General features: G+C 37.3%; 14 protein-coding genes and 5 tRNA genes. 5 read left to right on the top strand and 14 right to left on the bottom strand.

Going from position 1 to position 14,527, the window contains the following annotated elements; translation table 11 throughout:
• Window positions 1-83: 83 nt before the first annotated feature.
• From C1634_RS03180 to C1634_RS03160, 5 genes are all read right to left on the bottom strand, one after another.
• A tRNA-Leu gene (locus C1634_RS03180) sits at window positions 84-167 on the bottom strand.
• Window positions 168-245: 78 nt separating this feature from the next.
• A tRNA-Leu gene (locus C1634_RS03175) sits at window positions 246-327 on the bottom strand.
• Window positions 328-448: 121 nt separating this feature from the next.
• Window positions 449-532 (bottom strand) — tRNA-Leu (locus C1634_RS03170).
• A 6-nt stretch (window positions 533-538) separates the two neighbouring features.
• Window positions 539-614: transfer RNA gene (locus C1634_RS03165), tRNA-Gly, on the bottom strand.
• A 4-nt stretch (window positions 615-618) separates the two neighbouring features.
• Window positions 619-700, bottom strand: a tRNA-Leu gene (locus C1634_RS03160).
• 179 nt (window positions 701-879) lie between these two features.
• Here C1634_RS03160 and C1634_RS03155 point away from each other — a divergent pair.
• The 4 genes from C1634_RS03155 to C1634_RS03140 all read left to right on the top strand — a co-directional run bounded on the left by C1634_RS03155 (window position 880) and on the right by C1634_RS03140 (window position 3,755).
• Window positions 880-1,257, top strand: a complete 378-nt coding sequence (locus C1634_RS03155; RefSeq protein WP_103231586.1) for a DUF3127 domain-containing protein — start codon at window positions 880-882, stop codon at window positions 1,255-1,257.
• A gap of 62 nt (window positions 1,258-1,319) precedes the next feature.
• Window positions 1,320-1,973, top strand: a complete 654-nt coding sequence (gene aat / locus C1634_RS03150) for a leucyl/phenylalanyl-tRNA--protein transferase (RefSeq protein WP_109737878.1) — start codon at window positions 1,320-1,322, stop codon at window positions 1,971-1,973.
• The gene (locus C1634_RS03145; RefSeq protein ID WP_109737877.1) at window positions 1,960-2,838 is read left to right on the top strand and encodes a DMT family transporter; all 879 of its coding nucleotides are present in this window, start codon (window positions 1,960-1,962) and stop codon (window positions 2,836-2,838) included. Before aat ends, C1634_RS03145 begins: the two co-directional genes overlap by 14 nt.
• Window positions 2,839-2,885: 47 nt before the next feature.
• Window positions 2,886-3,755, top strand: coding sequence for a hypothetical protein (locus tag C1634_RS03140; RefSeq protein ID WP_103231571.1), 870 nt, complete (start codon window positions 2,886-2,888; stop codon window positions 3,753-3,755).
• Between the two features lie 45 nt (window positions 3,756-3,800).
• On the opposite strand, the gene C1634_RS03135 is transcribed toward C1634_RS03140, so the two are convergent.
• From C1634_RS03135 to C1634_RS03095, 9 genes are all read right to left on the bottom strand, one after another.
• Entirely contained in the window at window positions 3,801-5,183 is a 1,383-nt protein-coding gene (locus C1634_RS03135; RefSeq protein ID WP_109737876.1) for a tetratricopeptide repeat protein, read from the bottom strand.
• A gap of 207 nt (window positions 5,184-5,390) precedes the next feature.
• The gene (locus C1634_RS03130) at window positions 5,391-6,362 is read right to left on the bottom strand and encodes a quinone oxidoreductase family protein (RefSeq protein ID WP_103231573.1); all 972 of its coding nucleotides are present in this window, start codon (window positions 6,360-6,362) and stop codon (window positions 5,391-5,393) included.
• A gap of 342 nt (window positions 6,363-6,704) precedes the next feature.
• Window positions 6,705-7,283: a Crp/Fnr family transcriptional regulator gene (locus C1634_RS03125; protein ID WP_103231574.1), complete on the bottom strand. Its 579-nt coding sequence runs from the start codon at window positions 7,281-7,283 to the stop codon at window positions 6,705-6,707.
• 48 nt (window positions 7,284-7,331) lie between these two features.
• The gene (glmM, locus tag C1634_RS03120; RefSeq protein WP_103231575.1) at window positions 7,332-8,714 is read right to left on the bottom strand and encodes a phosphoglucosamine mutase; all 1,383 of its coding nucleotides are present in this window, start codon (window positions 8,712-8,714) and stop codon (window positions 7,332-7,334) included.
• Between the two features lie 63 nt (window positions 8,715-8,777).
• Entirely contained in the window at window positions 8,778-9,794 is a 1,017-nt protein-coding gene (locus C1634_RS03115) for a DUF4421 family protein (RefSeq protein WP_103231576.1), read from the bottom strand.
• Between the two features lie 218 nt (window positions 9,795-10,012).
• On the bottom strand, window positions 10,013-12,046 hold the full coding sequence (gene feoB, locus C1634_RS03110) for a ferrous iron transport protein B (RefSeq protein WP_103231577.1): 2,034 nt from the start codon (window positions 12,044-12,046) through the stop codon (window positions 10,013-10,015).
• On the bottom strand, window positions 12,046-12,300 hold the full coding sequence (locus tag C1634_RS03105) for a FeoA family protein (RefSeq protein ID WP_034693968.1): 255 nt from the start codon (window positions 12,298-12,300) through the stop codon (window positions 12,046-12,048). Before C1634_RS03105 ends, feoB begins: the two co-directional genes overlap by 1 nt.
• 135 nt (window positions 12,301-12,435) lie before the next feature.
• Window positions 12,436-12,708 carry a hypothetical protein gene (locus C1634_RS03100; protein WP_103231578.1) on the bottom strand — a complete coding sequence of 91 codons (273 nt, stop codon included), beginning with the start codon at window positions 12,706-12,708 and terminating at the stop codon, window positions 12,436-12,438.
• Between the two features lie 183 nt (window positions 12,709-12,891).
• On the bottom strand, window positions 12,892-13,791 hold the full coding sequence (locus tag C1634_RS03095; protein WP_103231587.1) for a GLPGLI family protein: 900 nt from the start codon (window positions 13,789-13,791) through the stop codon (window positions 12,892-12,894).
• A gap of 182 nt (window positions 13,792-13,973) precedes the next feature.
• On the opposite strand from C1634_RS03095, the gene C1634_RS03090 reads away from it, so the two are divergent.
• Complete coding sequence (locus C1634_RS03090; RefSeq protein ID WP_103231579.1) at window positions 13,974-14,471, top strand: DinB family protein; 498 nt, start codon at window positions 13,974-13,976, stop codon at window positions 14,469-14,471.
• Window positions 14,472-14,527 lie beyond the last annotated feature (56 nt).

The raw sequence follows: 14,527 nt of genomic DNA, 5'->3' as shown, positions 1-14,527 counted from the left end.
TTTTTATTTAAATAAAAACAGGAAGAGAAAATGTATAGGTAGTAAACAAAAAAGTCCTCTGTAATTTCTTACAGAGGACTTTGTACCCCAGACGGGACTTGAACCCGTACGTCCTTGCGGACACAGGATTTTAAGTCCTGCGTGTCTACCAGTTCCACCACCAGGGCATGGTGTGGGCAAAAAAAAAGATCCGAACTAAGTGTTCCAACCTTTTCAGTGACTCTCGAAAGAGTCATTTCGCATAGTGCGGATGAAGGGACTCGAACCCCCACGCCTCACGGCACCAGATCCTAAGTCTGGCATGGCTACCAATTACACCACATCCGCTGATTTTCTGATCTGAATTTACAGATTCAGGCTATATTTCTTACAAATATAAGACTTTTTATTTAAAGAACACTCTCTATTAAAACAAAAAACCCTCCGTAAGATATTACAGAGGGTCTTGTACCCCAGACGGGACTTGAACCCGTACGTCCTTGCGGACACAGGATTTTAAGTCCTGCGTGTCTACCAGTTCCACCACCAGGGCATGGTGTGGAGCGAAAAACGGGATTCGAACCCGCGACCCCAACCTTGGCAAGGTTGTGCTCTACCAGCTGAGCTATTTTCGCATAGTGCGGATGAAGGGACTCGAACCCCCACGCCTCACGGCACCAGATCCTAAGTCTGGCATGGCTACCAATTACACCACATCCGCTGGTTTTTTTATATTGTAAGTTTTAAAGAGCTTGCTTCTTTTTTGTGAGTGCAAATATAGGACAATTTCCTTTACCAGCAAACTTTTCCGAAAAAAAAATTAAAATTTCCACATTTTTTTTTCACGACCCCTTTTATTACATTTCATTTTCTTACTTTTACATCGTTAATATTTACGATATGGAATTACAAGGAACGGTAAAGAAACTTTTTGATGCTCAAACATTTGCGAGCGGATTTCAAAAAAGAGAAATGGTTATTTTGACTCAAGAACAGTATCCACAGCCTATAAACATAGAATTTTTATCTGATAAGATCAGTTTATTAGATAACCTTAAAGAAGGAGAAAACGTAAAAGTAGGAATCAATATCAGAGGGAGAGAATGGGTTTCTCCTCAGGGTGAAACTAAATATTTCAACTCTATTACAGGGTGGAAAATAGAGAAGGTTTTTGACAATGCTTCAGAACCTACTCAGGCAATGCCTCAGCAGTCTGCATCACCGGTTTCTAACGAGAATCCGTTTGCTGGTGACGATGACGATGATTTACCTTTTTAATTAAAAGAATAAAAGATCAAATATAAATCCTGCTTTTTGAAGTAGGATTTTTTTGCTAAAAAATGGTTCGATTAGACGAAAACGAGATTTCATTTCCTGATCCTGAGCTCTATGACGGGCATGACGGGCTGATTGCCTTCGGAGGTGATCTGTCTGTAGAACGTATTTGGTTTGCCTATCAGCTGGGTATTTTTCCCTGGTACAATCCTGATGAAGAGATTCTATGGTGGTGCCCTGATCCGAGGTTCGTTCTTCTTCCCGAAGAAATAAAAGTCTCAAAATCAATGAGAAAGATATTAAATAGGAATGTTTTTACTTTTTCAGAGAATCAGAGTTTCAGGGAAGTGATCAGGAACTGCCAGCAGACCAACAGAAAAGGACAGTCTGGAACATGGCTTTCTGATGAATTAATGAATTCATTTATTACCCTTCATGAGTATGGCTTGGCCAAAAGCATTGAGGTGTGGCAGAATGGAGAACTTGTGGGTGGTTTTTACGGATTGCAGATCGGAAATGTTTTCTGTGGAGAAAGTATGTTTGCTAAAGTAAGCAATGCCTCCAAAGCAGGATTTATACATTTTGTAGAAAGCAACAAAGACACCCTTGAATTAATTGATTGTCAATCTCATACCGAACATCTGGAAAGCTTGGGTGCAAAAATGATTGCTAAAAAAGAATTTCTAAAAATCTTACACGAAAATAATGAACGCAGATAAAGAAAAATGGATTCTTCTGGTTATCCTTAGCATCATCTGGGGATCATCCTTTATTTTGATCAAAAAATCTCTGGAACATTTTAATCCGTTTCAGGTAGGATCTTTAAGGGTTCTTATTGCCGGGATTATTTTACTTCCAATTGCCATCTCCAACTATAAGCTTTTCCCGAAAAAGCATTTGAAATGGTTGATTCTGGCTGCTTTTACAGGAAACTTCATTCCTATGTTTCTCTTTCCCATTGCCGAGACTGAGATAAGCAGCAGTATTGCTGGAATCATCAACTCTATGATGCCTATTTTTGTGATTATTGTAGGGGCACTGGTATGGAAGTTTGAAACCACAAAAAAGCAGATTATAGGAATATTAATAAGCTTCACGGGAGTTTGTATTCTGGCATTTGGAGGGGGTGACAGCGGGGAATTTAAAATGATTCCAATCCTGTTGTTATTATTGGCCACTTTATGCTATGCTTTGAGTACAACTACGGTAAAATCAAAGCTTATGGAGGTTTCTTCTACAGTTTTGTCTGCATTTGTTTTCTCGTTTGTTTTATTATTTCCTTCCGTTATTGCATTGACAAGCACCGGATTCTTCTCAGAATTTAGTTTTTCCAGGGATAATTTGCTTGGGTTGATGTTCGTTGGCCTCCTCTCCATTTTCGGAACCGGGCTGGCGATGATGATGAATTATCGTCTACTGAAAGTTTCTTCTCCACTTTTTGCGTCCACTGTTACTTTAGTAATGCCTATTGTAGCTATTATATGGGGAATTTTAGACGATGAAAAGATGACTTCCCTACAGTTTGCAGGAGCTGGAATTATCATTGCAGGGCTAATATTTTTAAGAACAAATCCCAAAAAGTAAAATCATGTTATAAATTAAATTATATTTGACTGATTTAACTTATAACTATGAAAAAAATTCTACTTTATGGCTCTATAGCCTTATCTACACTTTCCTGTTCTGGTTCTTCTGAGGATACTCCTTTTGACAACAGTGATCCTTCCACTCAAAATGTAATCCTTCCTACAAAAATGAATAAGGATGGTATTGTCATGAAAATCAATTACAACGGAACAAAAATCATCAGCATGATTAACAACATTAATCATGGACAAAGAATTGAGTTCACTTATACTGATGATTACGTTACCGGCATCAAAAACTACGAAAATAACGTTCTTGAAAGTACGGTTGAATACGGATATTCCGGCGGGCGTATGGCCTCAGCAGTTACTAAGGAATATTCTACAACCGGTACCGTACAAAACACGGTTACATTTACCTATACGTATACGAGTACTACAGAGATCAATGTGAAAAGACAAACGAACTCAGGAACTGCAGGTTCTTCTACCATCAACAGTGTGTTTACATACAACAATGGAAACATGGTAAGCAACGTAGGATCGGGAACCGGAATCGTCAATGGAAATACCGTTACTTACACAGAAAAAGAGACCTATACTTATACGGATAAAAACTATCCTTTTAAAAATGTAAAAGGGTTTGACAAAATTATATTCAATGGAAATGAAAGCAGTGATGGGGTAAGCATGTTGTTTTCGAATATAAAGAACAGCTTAAGTACTTATAAAGGACAGTTCACCAATACGACTGCCGGAGGCGGAACTGGAACCGGAACCAGCAGTCATAAGTATACCACAACATTTAATACGGCCGGTTATCCATCTGAAGAAAGCAGACAAACGCTTGACATCAATGGAAACCCAATGACCAGCACTCCTGATCGATTTATGTACGAGTACAATTATCAATAAAAAAAACCTGCATTTCTGCAGGTTTTTTATTGTTTTTAGATTAATCTAGTTCTTTTTTCTCACTCTACTTGCCTTAGCCTTTTTCACCTCATCTTTAATATACGGGTACTTTTTCTGCATATCCTTCACTAAAGAAGGGTCCAGGTCTAATGCTTTCTGAAGTGCATCCATCCCTTTATCCTGGTCTTTCAGGTTAAAAAAACAGTTGCTTAACTGATAAAACAGTTCCGCTCTGTGGTGATTTTTTAACGCTTTATTCAAAACCGTTACCGCATCTTCATACTCTCCTACCAACATCAAAACTTCTGAATAGGCATACCAGTTGTAGAACCTTGTGGGCTCAGCATCTACGAGTTTTTTAAGACAGGAAAGACTTTCTTCAAATTTCCCTGAATCGATGAATAAGAAAGCCAATCTCTTTTGATAATCAAGATTGTTTTCATTCAGCTGGGTGGCTTCTTTGGCATAATGCAATGCTTCAGACATTCCGCCCATTTCTTCGTAAAGATAAGACTGTTCCATCATCGCAAGATAAAACTGAGGGTCTTCTCTCAATGATTTCTGGAATGCGTTTAAAGCTAAAATAGGATTTTTTAATGCCTTATTGCATAGTCCGATCTTATAAAAAGTAAATGCCTTCGTATATTCCAGTTCCAGCATCTCTTCATACGTCTCGATTGCCTTCTGGTATTGTCCCAAAGCTTCATAACAGGCTGCTTTATTGGCATATACCCCTACAGAAGTAGAGTTGATTGCCAGCAAATAATCATAGCCTTTTATCGCTTCATCATAATTTTTTCTGTTGAAATAGAATTGCCCATACTCAAACCATGCGGTTTCAGAATAAGAGAATTCATCTAAATATTCATTAAGAAAGGCAATAGCCTCCTCGTTCTTATTCAGTTCACTGAAACACACCATACAGTTTTCCAGCGAATATTCATCCGTTGGATCTTCTTTAAGTGCCTTTCTGTAGTGTCTAAGAGCGTTAAAAGGATCTCCAAGATTCACATATTCATCCGCAATAAAGTTGTGGAGAAAGTTTTCTTCTTCCTCTAATGTCAAAGCTTTTTTACAAATTTCAATGGATTTTCTAGGATTTCCTAGGTTCGAATAATACTTCGCGTAGCAAACCAAAAAGTCTGTGTTCTCCATAGAAGCACCTTTTAACTCATTGATTAATTCTTTCGCTGCATTATACTCTTCCCACTCCAAAAGGATCTCAAGTCTTTTAATCTTGATATCCAATGAATTGGGATGAAGCTTCAGACCATAAGTAACCGCCATATCAGCGTAATTAAAATCTCCAAGCTCCAAATAATAAACAATAATGTCTTCTAATTCTTCGGTATCGAAGTAGAATTCGTCATTGTTTTCCATCATTTCCTCGAACTTTTTTACAAGCTCATTTCCAAAATACTCTTCCAATAGTGTCCTCTCTGTCGGCCCAATGTCTGAATTTGCTTACAAACCTCGGCAAACTTTTAGTTAATAATACATCTGAAACTGATATTCAAATATTTATGCAAAGTTGCAACTTTTTTTTGAATTTTCCATTTCATTAATTTCTATTATAAAAATAGTAAAAAAAGAAAACCAATAAAAGGATTGTGGATAAAAAAACGCAAATTGGGGTTAAATTCTTATAACAAGCCGCTTTCCGCTTTGTACATACCCATTCCATACAGACTCAACCTCCTTAATATCAACATTTTCCGTCTCCATATTAATTTTTCCGTCTAAAGCTGCCTGAAACATTTCAGGAATAATTTCCGAAAAGAGAAGCGCTGATTCTTCTTTCGTCCAGCTTCCCAATCCTGATCCCGAAATCTGAATATTGGTTCCTCTGAGAATCTGTGAAGACAGCTGAATAGTATCTCCGCTCATTCCGCCTACGGTAACGAGTTTTGAATGGTGAGAAAATGTACCGTCTCCTTTAAGAGCAGTCAGGATCATTTCTATGGAATGCCCCCAGATATAGTCCAGGATAATATCTATAGGGGTCTCGCTATGAATTTCTTTTATTTTTTGTTTAAAATCATGGTCGTCTGCTTTGAGGGAAATCATCTCATCAGCCCCCAGTTCAAGCAAGGCTTGTAAAGCTTCCTCATTTCTTCCGGTAACAATAATTTTTTTTGCCCCATATAATCTGGCAATCTGAACAGCGATCTTCCCAGTGATTCCCGTTGCTCCGTTGATCAGAACTATATTTCCGGGTTGTATGCCTGCCTTACATCTTAATGCCATTGCAGATCCCATCACCGCATTGGGTAATGCTGCTGCTATAGAAAAGTCCAGTTCTGAGGGGATTGGAACAGTCATCTTTTTATCGACCACCACTTTTTCTGCTACGGTCCCTTTTTTGCTGAAAAAATAAACTTTATCTCCGTTTTCAAGATATCCTGCGCCATCTGAACCAATAATGGTGGGCTTATGTTCTTCTTTCTCCGTGGAATAATGATTTCCACTCGCTCTTGCCCTATCAAGATTTTTAATAGATGCTGCTTTTACTGATATTAAAACCTCGTTTTCCGCTACTGCTTCCGGCTCCGGAAAATCTGCATATTGAGGACTCTTTCCTTTTTCGAATATTACCGCTGCTTTCATTGCTCTAAATTTTTATACAAAATTATTACCGGGAACCCCAGCAAAGCAATAACATTTGTTATCAGTTTTAGGAAAGGGAGCTGGAAGAGGGAGGCTGGGAGTTTATAAAGCGGGTAATAAAGTTAAGAAACACAGAGGTTGCTAAGGAATAGGATATTGTGTATTATGTGTTCGTTAAGGCACTTCGTTTAGCAATGAACAATCAACATTGCTGAGTGAAACGCTTTTGCGATCCTCTTCAATTAAGGACATTATTCTTTGCGGACATCGTATTTAAGATGAGTCCGAAGTTATACAGTGTTTTTTTTTACTTCCTGCTTCTGACCTCCCACTTCCCACCTCTTAAGGATTTTCTTTCAGGATTTTACTTTTTATCCTGCTGAGATGTACCGTTGTAATCCCGAGATAAGAAGCGATATAATGCTGGGGAACTCTTCTGATGATCTCCGGCTTGGTTTTGACCAGATTGATATACCGTTGCTGCGGTGTATCTTTAATAAATGAAAAGAAATGCTTCATATAATCGAACACCCTTTCGAAAAGAGCATCCATAAACAGAGTTCTGAGCTCAGGATTTTCATACACTTCTTCTAAGAAAGCTTCCACATCAGGTTTTTTGATTTTGTATAATATACAGGGTTCTATGGTCTCAAATGAAACCATACTTGGTAATCCTTTTCTAAAGCTTTCAAGGGACGAGAACATTGTATTCTCCAGGAAAAACTGAAATGTAACGTCTTTCCCATCATTATTATACCAGGCTCTTACCATGCCTTTTTCAATGTAATAGGCATTATAGGAAACTTCGTCTTCTTTTAAAAGCAAAGTTTTGGCAGGAACTTCCATCCGTTCAAAACTGCCGAGAAACTTCCTCCATTTTTCTTTAGGAAAAGGAAACCTGTTTTTGATATTTTCAAACATTCCTGATATAAAAAAAGAACGGACAATGCGTCCGTTCTTCGTATATTTTTAGATTAAACTCTTGATTTTAGCAATGATGTCATCTCCTAATTTATCTGCTTCTTCCTGAGATTTAGCTTCTGTATAAATTCTGATAATAGGCTCTGTATTAGATTTTCTAAGGTGAACCCAGTTATTTTCAAAGTCTATTTTAACACCGTCTACAACGGAAACTTCTTCATTTTTGTATTCCTGCTCCATTTTGCTTAAGATCGCATCTACATCAATCTCAGGAGTCAGTTCTATTTTCTTTTTCCCCATAAAATAGCTTGGGTATCCTGCTCTTAGCTCAGAAACAGTTTTGTTTTCTTTAGCCAAATGGGTTAAAAATAAAGCGACCCCTACTAAAGAATCTCTTCCGTAATGTAAATCAGGATAGATAATTCCTCCGTTTCCTTCTCCTCCAATGACTGCATTTTTCTCTTTCATCAAAGTAACTACATTTACTTCTCCTACAGCACTTGCAAAATATTCAGAATTGTGGGTATGTGCTACATCTCTCAAGGCACGGCTTGAAGAAAGATTAGAGACTGCTACACCATTTTTATGCTTTAGCAAGTAATCTGCCACGGCTACCAATGTATATTCTTCACCAAACATTTCGCCTTTTTCATCGATCAAAGCTAATCGGTCCACATCCGGATCTACCACGATTCCTAAGTCTGCATTTTCCTTTTTCACCAATTCGCAGATATCTCCCAAATGTTCTTTCAGGGGTTCTGGATTATGTGGGAAATGTCCGGTAGGTTCACAGTATAATTTGACCGTTTCACATCCTAATGTATCCAAAAGCATAGGAATTGCAATACCTCCTGTAGAGTTCACAGCATCCAGAACTACTTTAAAATTCTTAGCCTTGATGGCTTCTGCATCTACCATTGGTAAATCCAGAATCTGCTTAATATGGATATCAAAAGCATCCTCTCTTGTTTCATATTGTCCAAGATCATCTACTTCTGCATAGTTGAAATCTTCACTTTCTGCTAAAGCCAATACTTCAGCTCCATTTTCACCTGTGATGAACTCTCCTTTCTCGTTTAATAACTTAAGGGCATTCCACTGTTTTGGGTTATGAGAAGCGGTAAGGATGATTCCTCCATCTGCATTAAGCTCAGGAACCATTATTTCAACCGTGGGTGTTGTAGAAAGTCCTAAGTCTACAACATTAATTCCTAATCCCTGCAACGTTGCAGTCACCAGGGAAGAAACCATCTGACCAGAAATTCTGGCATCTCTTCCAATGATAAGGGTAAGGTCTTTTTTATTTTTATTATTCTGAAGCCAGGTTCCGAATGCAGAAGCGAATTTTACCACATCAAGCGGTGTCAAGTTATCATTTACTTTTCCACCAATGGTTCCGCGAATTCCGGAAATAGATTTTATTAACGACATTATGTTTTTAATTTATAGTTTTCTAAATTTTACCAGACAAAGATACTTAAAAGACCTTTCAACTTATAGAACCGGAATCTTTTTTTGGATTTTATCGTAGGTATTTTTCACAACTTTCGGTGGTGCAAAACGATATCCCACATACAACAAGCCATAGAGGTTATTATTCTCCACTGCCTGATTGTTTTTCTGATCGTAGGCGTAGGTATTAAAATTCATTTTACCCCCGAATAAAAACCGGTCCGTATTATACCCTACATGCAAACCGCCCTGCATTCTTATGGTGGCATATTGAGCATTTTCTTTTGCTCCTCCATTCTGAAAGTTCCGGTAGCTTGAGAATTTACCTCCTATTCCAATAGCTAAATAAGGTGAAATATTAACATTTTTCCCTATTACCCAGTTATAAAAATACCCCATATTACCTCCAATATTATATTGAGTTTCTTTACTTTTTACTTCGTCAATTTTATTTCTGAAATTAGTAAGATCATAATCTACAAAAGGAACCCAGCTGCCACTGTTTTTCTTCTGCCATTCTCCTTGTGTGTAGATACTTCTTGCTGAAAAATTTTTATTAAGAATATAGGAAGTGGATCCACCAAAGCTTTGCACCCTAAGATCAGGAAACTGAACGTATGGATCCCGACCTTCCTGCCATTGCGGGAACAGGTCTTTCATATTTTCAATATAAAAGCCCGTAACATTTTTATAATACAGATTCTGAATGAATCTCCCGGGGAAGAGTCTGAAGCTAAAATCGGTGTATGAGCTTTCGCCCTTCATGTGATCATCATTATTTCCCTGCAAAAATTTGGATGAAAACGATAGAGTTGCACTTATTATTCTATAATCGACTGAAAGGGATGTTTTGGTTTTGTTGTTGATTGACAGGATTGTCTTATTTGCATTCTTCCCTTCTCCTTCTGAAAAAATATAGCTTTCGATATTGGTATCAAGATTCACGCGAATCATTACCTGATCTGCATAGGACTTTGTATTTGTGGTATCGGATTGTGCTTTTCCCTGCGTGGAAAATGAAGAAAATAATATTAATAATCCTGCTTTTAAGAAATTCAAATCGAATAATTTAAATTAGAAAAATGAATTTACTCTATTTTTTCCAATTATCCGATAAACCCAATATTAAGAACAGCCGCAATCTTTATCACAGTTTGTTCTTTTGGAACTGAATTTCTTAGGGGCAAAATTCTTTTTAAGCACCTTAAATAGAGAATAACAAGCAAATGCTACAATCAATAAGATGAGTATGTACTGAAAAATTAATGATGAATTCATTACTTTAAAATCTGATATGCTATCATCGACACAAAGTATGCCAAACCTGTCATCATGGCAACCTGAAAGCCAGTCCATTTCCAGCTTTTGGTTTCCCTGTAGACTACTGCAAGTGTAGAGACACACTGCATTGCAAATGCATAGAAAAGAAGCACTGAGATTCCTGTTGCAAAGCTGAAGACTTTTTCGCCATTCGGTTTTACATCGCGTCTCATTTTATCAATTACTTTTACTTCCGGAGCATCATCTTCCAAGCTGTATAGTGTAGACATTGTACCTACAAAAACTTCTCTGGCTACGAAACTTGTCAGGATTCCTACCCCCATTTTCCAATCGTAACCCAATGGAGCAATAATAGGTTCTATTCCTTTCCCCATTTTGGCCAGATAAGAATGATCAAGGTGAACATTAGCGGCTACCAATTCATCTGCTTTTTGTTTTGGTCCGAAATAGCTCAGGAACCAGATGATGATACTTACGATGAAAATTATTTTTCCGGCACCGGTAATAAAGTCCCATACTTTTCCTAAAACCATTTTAAGGTCATAGGCAAAAAGTGGTTTTTTATAGGTAGGAAGATCCATTACCAGGTATGTTTTTCCTTTGCTTTTAATAAATCCCTTAAGAATTGCCGCTGAAAATAAAGCGACCAGGAACCCAAGAAGGTACATTCCCATCAGAACCAACGCTTTGTATTTTATTCCTAAAAACGTTCCTTCTGAGATGATTAATCCAATAACGATGCTGTATACCGGAAGTCTTGCAGAACAAGTCATAAACGGTGTTACCAGGATCGTCAGCAATCTCTCTTTAACGTTTTCAATATTTCTTGTAGAAATTACTGCAGGAATGGCACAGGCAGTTCCTGACACCAGCGGAACGATACTTTTACCGTTAAGCCCGAATGGACGAAGCAGTCTGTCCATAAGGAATACCACTCTCGCCATATATCCTGAATCTTCCAGAAGATAAAGGAAATATAACAGAATCCCAATCTGTGGTGCAAAAACCACAATTCCTCCTATTCCCGGAACAATTCCGTTTGAGATCAATGAATTGACAGGACCTTCAGGAAGGTGTTCGCTGGTAAATGCAGCCAGCCACGAGAAGGTCTCTTCAATCCAGTTCATCGGGTATTCTGCAAGGAAGAATACACTTTGGAAAATAACCAATAAGATCAATAAAAAGACGACATATCCCCAGAATTTATGAACCAAAACCTTATCCAGCTTTTCGGTCAGTAATTCTTTAAACTGAGCTTTCTTGGAAATTACATTCTCCAGTATTCTATCTACGTTCTGATATCTCCTAACGGTTTCCTGAACCTGTAATCTTTTTGGAACCAGGCTTTTAGTATCAGCTTCATTCAGCTGCTCCATTACGGATCCTATTCTTCCCAGGTCTGTTCCCAATGAAAGGCTCATCCATGCTTTATATTCGTTGTCGAAACCTTTATGTGCTGCCAGTTTCTGAATAAAATCTTTGTGTTCGTTTGGGGTTTCAAAAGAAACTTTATCTGCTTTTACAAATTCATTTTTGTAAATGGCTTCTCTTACTTCATCAATTCCGATCTGTTCTTTGGCATTGGTCTGGATAATTGTAAGGCCTAATGCATCGGAAAACTTCTCAACATCTATGGTAATACCTCTTCTCTCTGCCTGGTCAATCTGATTGACAATCAAAATCATGGGAATACCAAGGTCCTGGATCTGCTGAAACAGAAGCAGTCCTCTTTTTAAACTTAATGCTTCAAGAATATAAACGACTCCAGCATAGTTTTTCTGCTCATCAATAAGGTATTTGGAAAAAATAGCTTCATCTTCTGAACTCGGATATAAGCTGTAAGAACCTGGAAGGTCGATCACCTCAACATCTTCGTTTTTATAGGCATAGTTCCCAGAATGACTTGCAACGGTAACGCCGGCATAGTTCCCGGTCTTCTGCTTTTTGTTGCAAAGCATGTTAAAAACCGTTGACTTCCCTACATTAGGATTTCCGACTAAAAGTATCTGTTTTTTCTTGTTTTCCTGCATTAATTCAATTCTTCAACAATGATATAATCTCCTTCTTCCTCACGAAGAGCAATCCGGCTTTTTTCTGCTCCAAACTCTACATACATAGGCCCATTGAACGGAGCCTGATACAAAATTCTGAAAGTGGTTTCCGGAAGAAGCCCCATTTCAATAATTTTATTGGGCATTTTCAGATGGTCATTATCATACCCCAATATCTTCCCCATTTTATTCTTAGGGAATCCACTTAATTTATGTAATCCTTTCTCTTTCAAAGCCTAATTTTTAGTCCTGCAAATATACGCTATTTAAATTTAATCTAAATAACGTTTCAATACAAAAGAAATCAACCCAAATACATTGCTGTATCTGGGTTGATTTGAATCTTATTAAGAATTTTCTTCTGAGGATTAAAGTTGTAAGCAGTGGTAAGGAGGACCTGCAATTACAGAACCTAAAGCAAGTTCAATAGCGCATTTTTCTGCTGTAGTCAGTTCTATCTCTTTTGCTGTTGTAGATATTGTAATAGGTTTTTGTTGTTGATCTGCCGTTTGAATCGTTTTTTTAGCGACTAAAACAGTTTCTGTTGCTTTTTTGGACTCCGTATTTTTATTTGGAGATTCATTTTTAGCAAATAACAGAGCTGACGTTGTCAGTAAAACTGTGACAAGAATTTTTTTCATGGTATAATTTTAAAATTAGTTTTAACAAACATAAAAGAATAAAAAACAAAATCAAATTTTTCCTGAATAATTTTTAAAAATTTCCTCTAATCAAGCATAGAATTGATCTACCAAAAAGAAATCAACCCAAACACATTGCTGTATCTGGGTTGATTCAAAATATAATTTAGTTGATATGAATGCTTATTTTTTCTTCTTTTCAGAAGCTTGTTCTTTTTCTATTGGATTATCATTAGAACCAAAGAAATCTTTCACCTGCTTTTCCAGTCTCTTCATAAAATCACCTACCGTTCCGTCTGTACCAGGCATTGGTTTGCTCATGTTTTCTGCAGTCATGTAAGGTCTTGATTCTGCGAATGGATCTGCTTTATATCCTTCATAAGATTTCAGGAATTTTTCTTTGGATGTAGGTGTTATTGTATTGCTCATCATTCCCATCTTGGCATTGATCTTATCTGCGTATGACAATTCATCATAGTTTTCGATCTTTTTATTTCCACTCAGCTGCCATGAGTAATTTTTATCAGCATCTTCAATTTTTACAATCAGACCTGGAAGTCCTTTAAATTTGTACGGCCCATCCTGAAAAGGGATATCTGAACTGAACCATGCCGTCCATTTTCTTCCTCCAAATTCTGTAGTTGCTTTCTGAGCATTGTATGCACCTACCTTTTCTTTATCTGGTAAAATGCTCCATTGCAGTTTCGGATCGTCTTCGTATGAGAATAAATTTCTACTGATTCTGTCCACATACTGAGCCTTCATGTCCGGATAGCTTTTGATAATTTTATAGGAAAATTTAGGCCATTTTATCAGTTTGGTCATATCCTTGAAAGACTTGGTTTTCTCCATCTCTTCTATCTGAATTTTAATGATAGAATCCTGAGCAGGCATTGTATAGTCCTGATAGATGGATTTTTTGGGAGTAATATCAAGGATGGTAATGATCTTATCCAACTTTGCCGAATCTTTCTTCGGTTTAAAAGTCAGTTCGTAAAAGAAACGGTTTGCAGTTTCCTTTGACTCCTGAGCTCCTGCAAAAGCAAAAAGAGCGATAAGAAATACGGAGAATAACTTTTTCATTATTTCAAGTTTTATATAATTAGTACTCATATCTCTACTTTTGTTACAGTTTTTTTGAAATTTTATTTTTGATCAAAAAATAAATCTCCATCAGATTAAGTGATCATTAAAAAATTATGATTCTCTTAAAACAGTTTCTTTTTTAAAACACTTACCTTTAAGTTTCTAAAAAACAAAATATTATGGATACCTTATCTCAATTAAAATCCGAACTGGAGGGAGAATTCCAAACCACAAAAAAATTTATTGAACTATTCCCCGAAGGAAAAAATGACTTCGCCCCCCATGAAAAAAGCATGAAGATGATGCCGCTTGCCACTCACCTTGTAGAAGTTTTTGAATGGCCGAATACTATTTTAAATACTTCAGAACTCGATTTTGGTAAAGGAGATTACAAACCTTCGGTTCTTTCAACGAGAGAAGAGCTTCTGAAAAAACTGGAAGAAGATTTTCAGGCAGGCAAAAAGGCGTTGGAAAACAGCAAGGAAGACGATCTGAACCCAAGCTGGACCATTAAAAACGATGGCCATGAACTGGCAAGCTGGAGCAAATACGGAGCAATCCGCCATGCTTTGAACCAGATCACTCATCACAGAGCTCAACTGGGAGTATATTACAGACTGAACAATATTCCTTTGCCGGGAAGCTATGGGCCTTCAGCAGACCAGCAAAGTTTTTAATTTTACGATCTAAGTATATCTCAACAAAAAACCAATCCGGATGGATTGGTTTTTAT

It is taken from the genome of Chryseobacterium viscerum, assembly GCF_002899945.2.
GTDB lineage: Bacteria > Bacteroidota > Bacteroidia > Flavobacteriales > Weeksellaceae > Chryseobacterium > Chryseobacterium viscerum.
The sequence above is the reverse complement of the archived record's forward strand: the minus strand, read 5'-3'. Positions and strand labels throughout refer to the sequence as shown.

What these genes read in the sequence shown, in the direction of transcription:
- C1634_RS03095 (WP_103231587.1), bottom strand. Translation starts at nt 13,791, where the DNA reads ATGAAAAAGTTATTCTCCGTATTTCTTATCGCTCTTTTTGCTTTTGCA.
- C1634_RS03130 (WP_103231573.1), bottom strand. Translation starts at nt 6,362, where the DNA reads ATGAAAGCAGCGGTAATATTCGAAAAAGGAAAGAGTCCTCAATATGCA.
- aat (WP_109737878.1), top strand. Translation starts at nt 1,320, where the DNA reads ATGGTTCGATTAGACGAAAACGAGATTTCATTTCCTGATCCTGAGCTC.
- C1634_RS03125 (WP_103231574.1), bottom strand. Translation starts at nt 7,283, where the DNA reads ATGTTTGAAAATATCAAAAACAGGTTTCCTTTTCCTAAAGAAAAATGG.
- C1634_RS03145 (WP_109737877.1), top strand. Translation starts at nt 1,960, where the DNA reads ATGAACGCAGATAAAGAAAAATGGATTCTTCTGGTTATCCTTAGCATC.
- C1634_RS03090 (WP_103231579.1), top strand. Translation starts at nt 13,974, where the DNA reads ATGGATACCTTATCTCAATTAAAATCCGAACTGGAGGGAGAATTCCAA.
- glmM (WP_103231575.1), bottom strand. Translation starts at nt 8,714, where the DNA reads ATGTCGTTAATAAAATCTATTTCCGGAATTCGCGGAACCATTGGTGGA.
- C1634_RS03100 (WP_103231578.1), bottom strand. Translation starts at nt 12,708, where the DNA reads ATGAAAAAAATTCTTGTCACAGTTTTACTGACAACGTCAGCTCTGTTA.
- feoB (WP_103231577.1), bottom strand. Translation starts at nt 12,046, where the DNA reads ATGCAGGAAAACAAGAAAAAACAGATACTTTTAGTCGGAAATCCTAAT.
- C1634_RS03140 (WP_103231571.1), top strand. Translation starts at nt 2,886, where the DNA reads ATGAAAAAAATTCTACTTTATGGCTCTATAGCCTTATCTACACTTTCC.
- C1634_RS03155 (WP_103231586.1), top strand. Translation starts at nt 880, where the DNA reads ATGGAATTACAAGGAACGGTAAAGAAACTTTTTGATGCTCAAACATTT.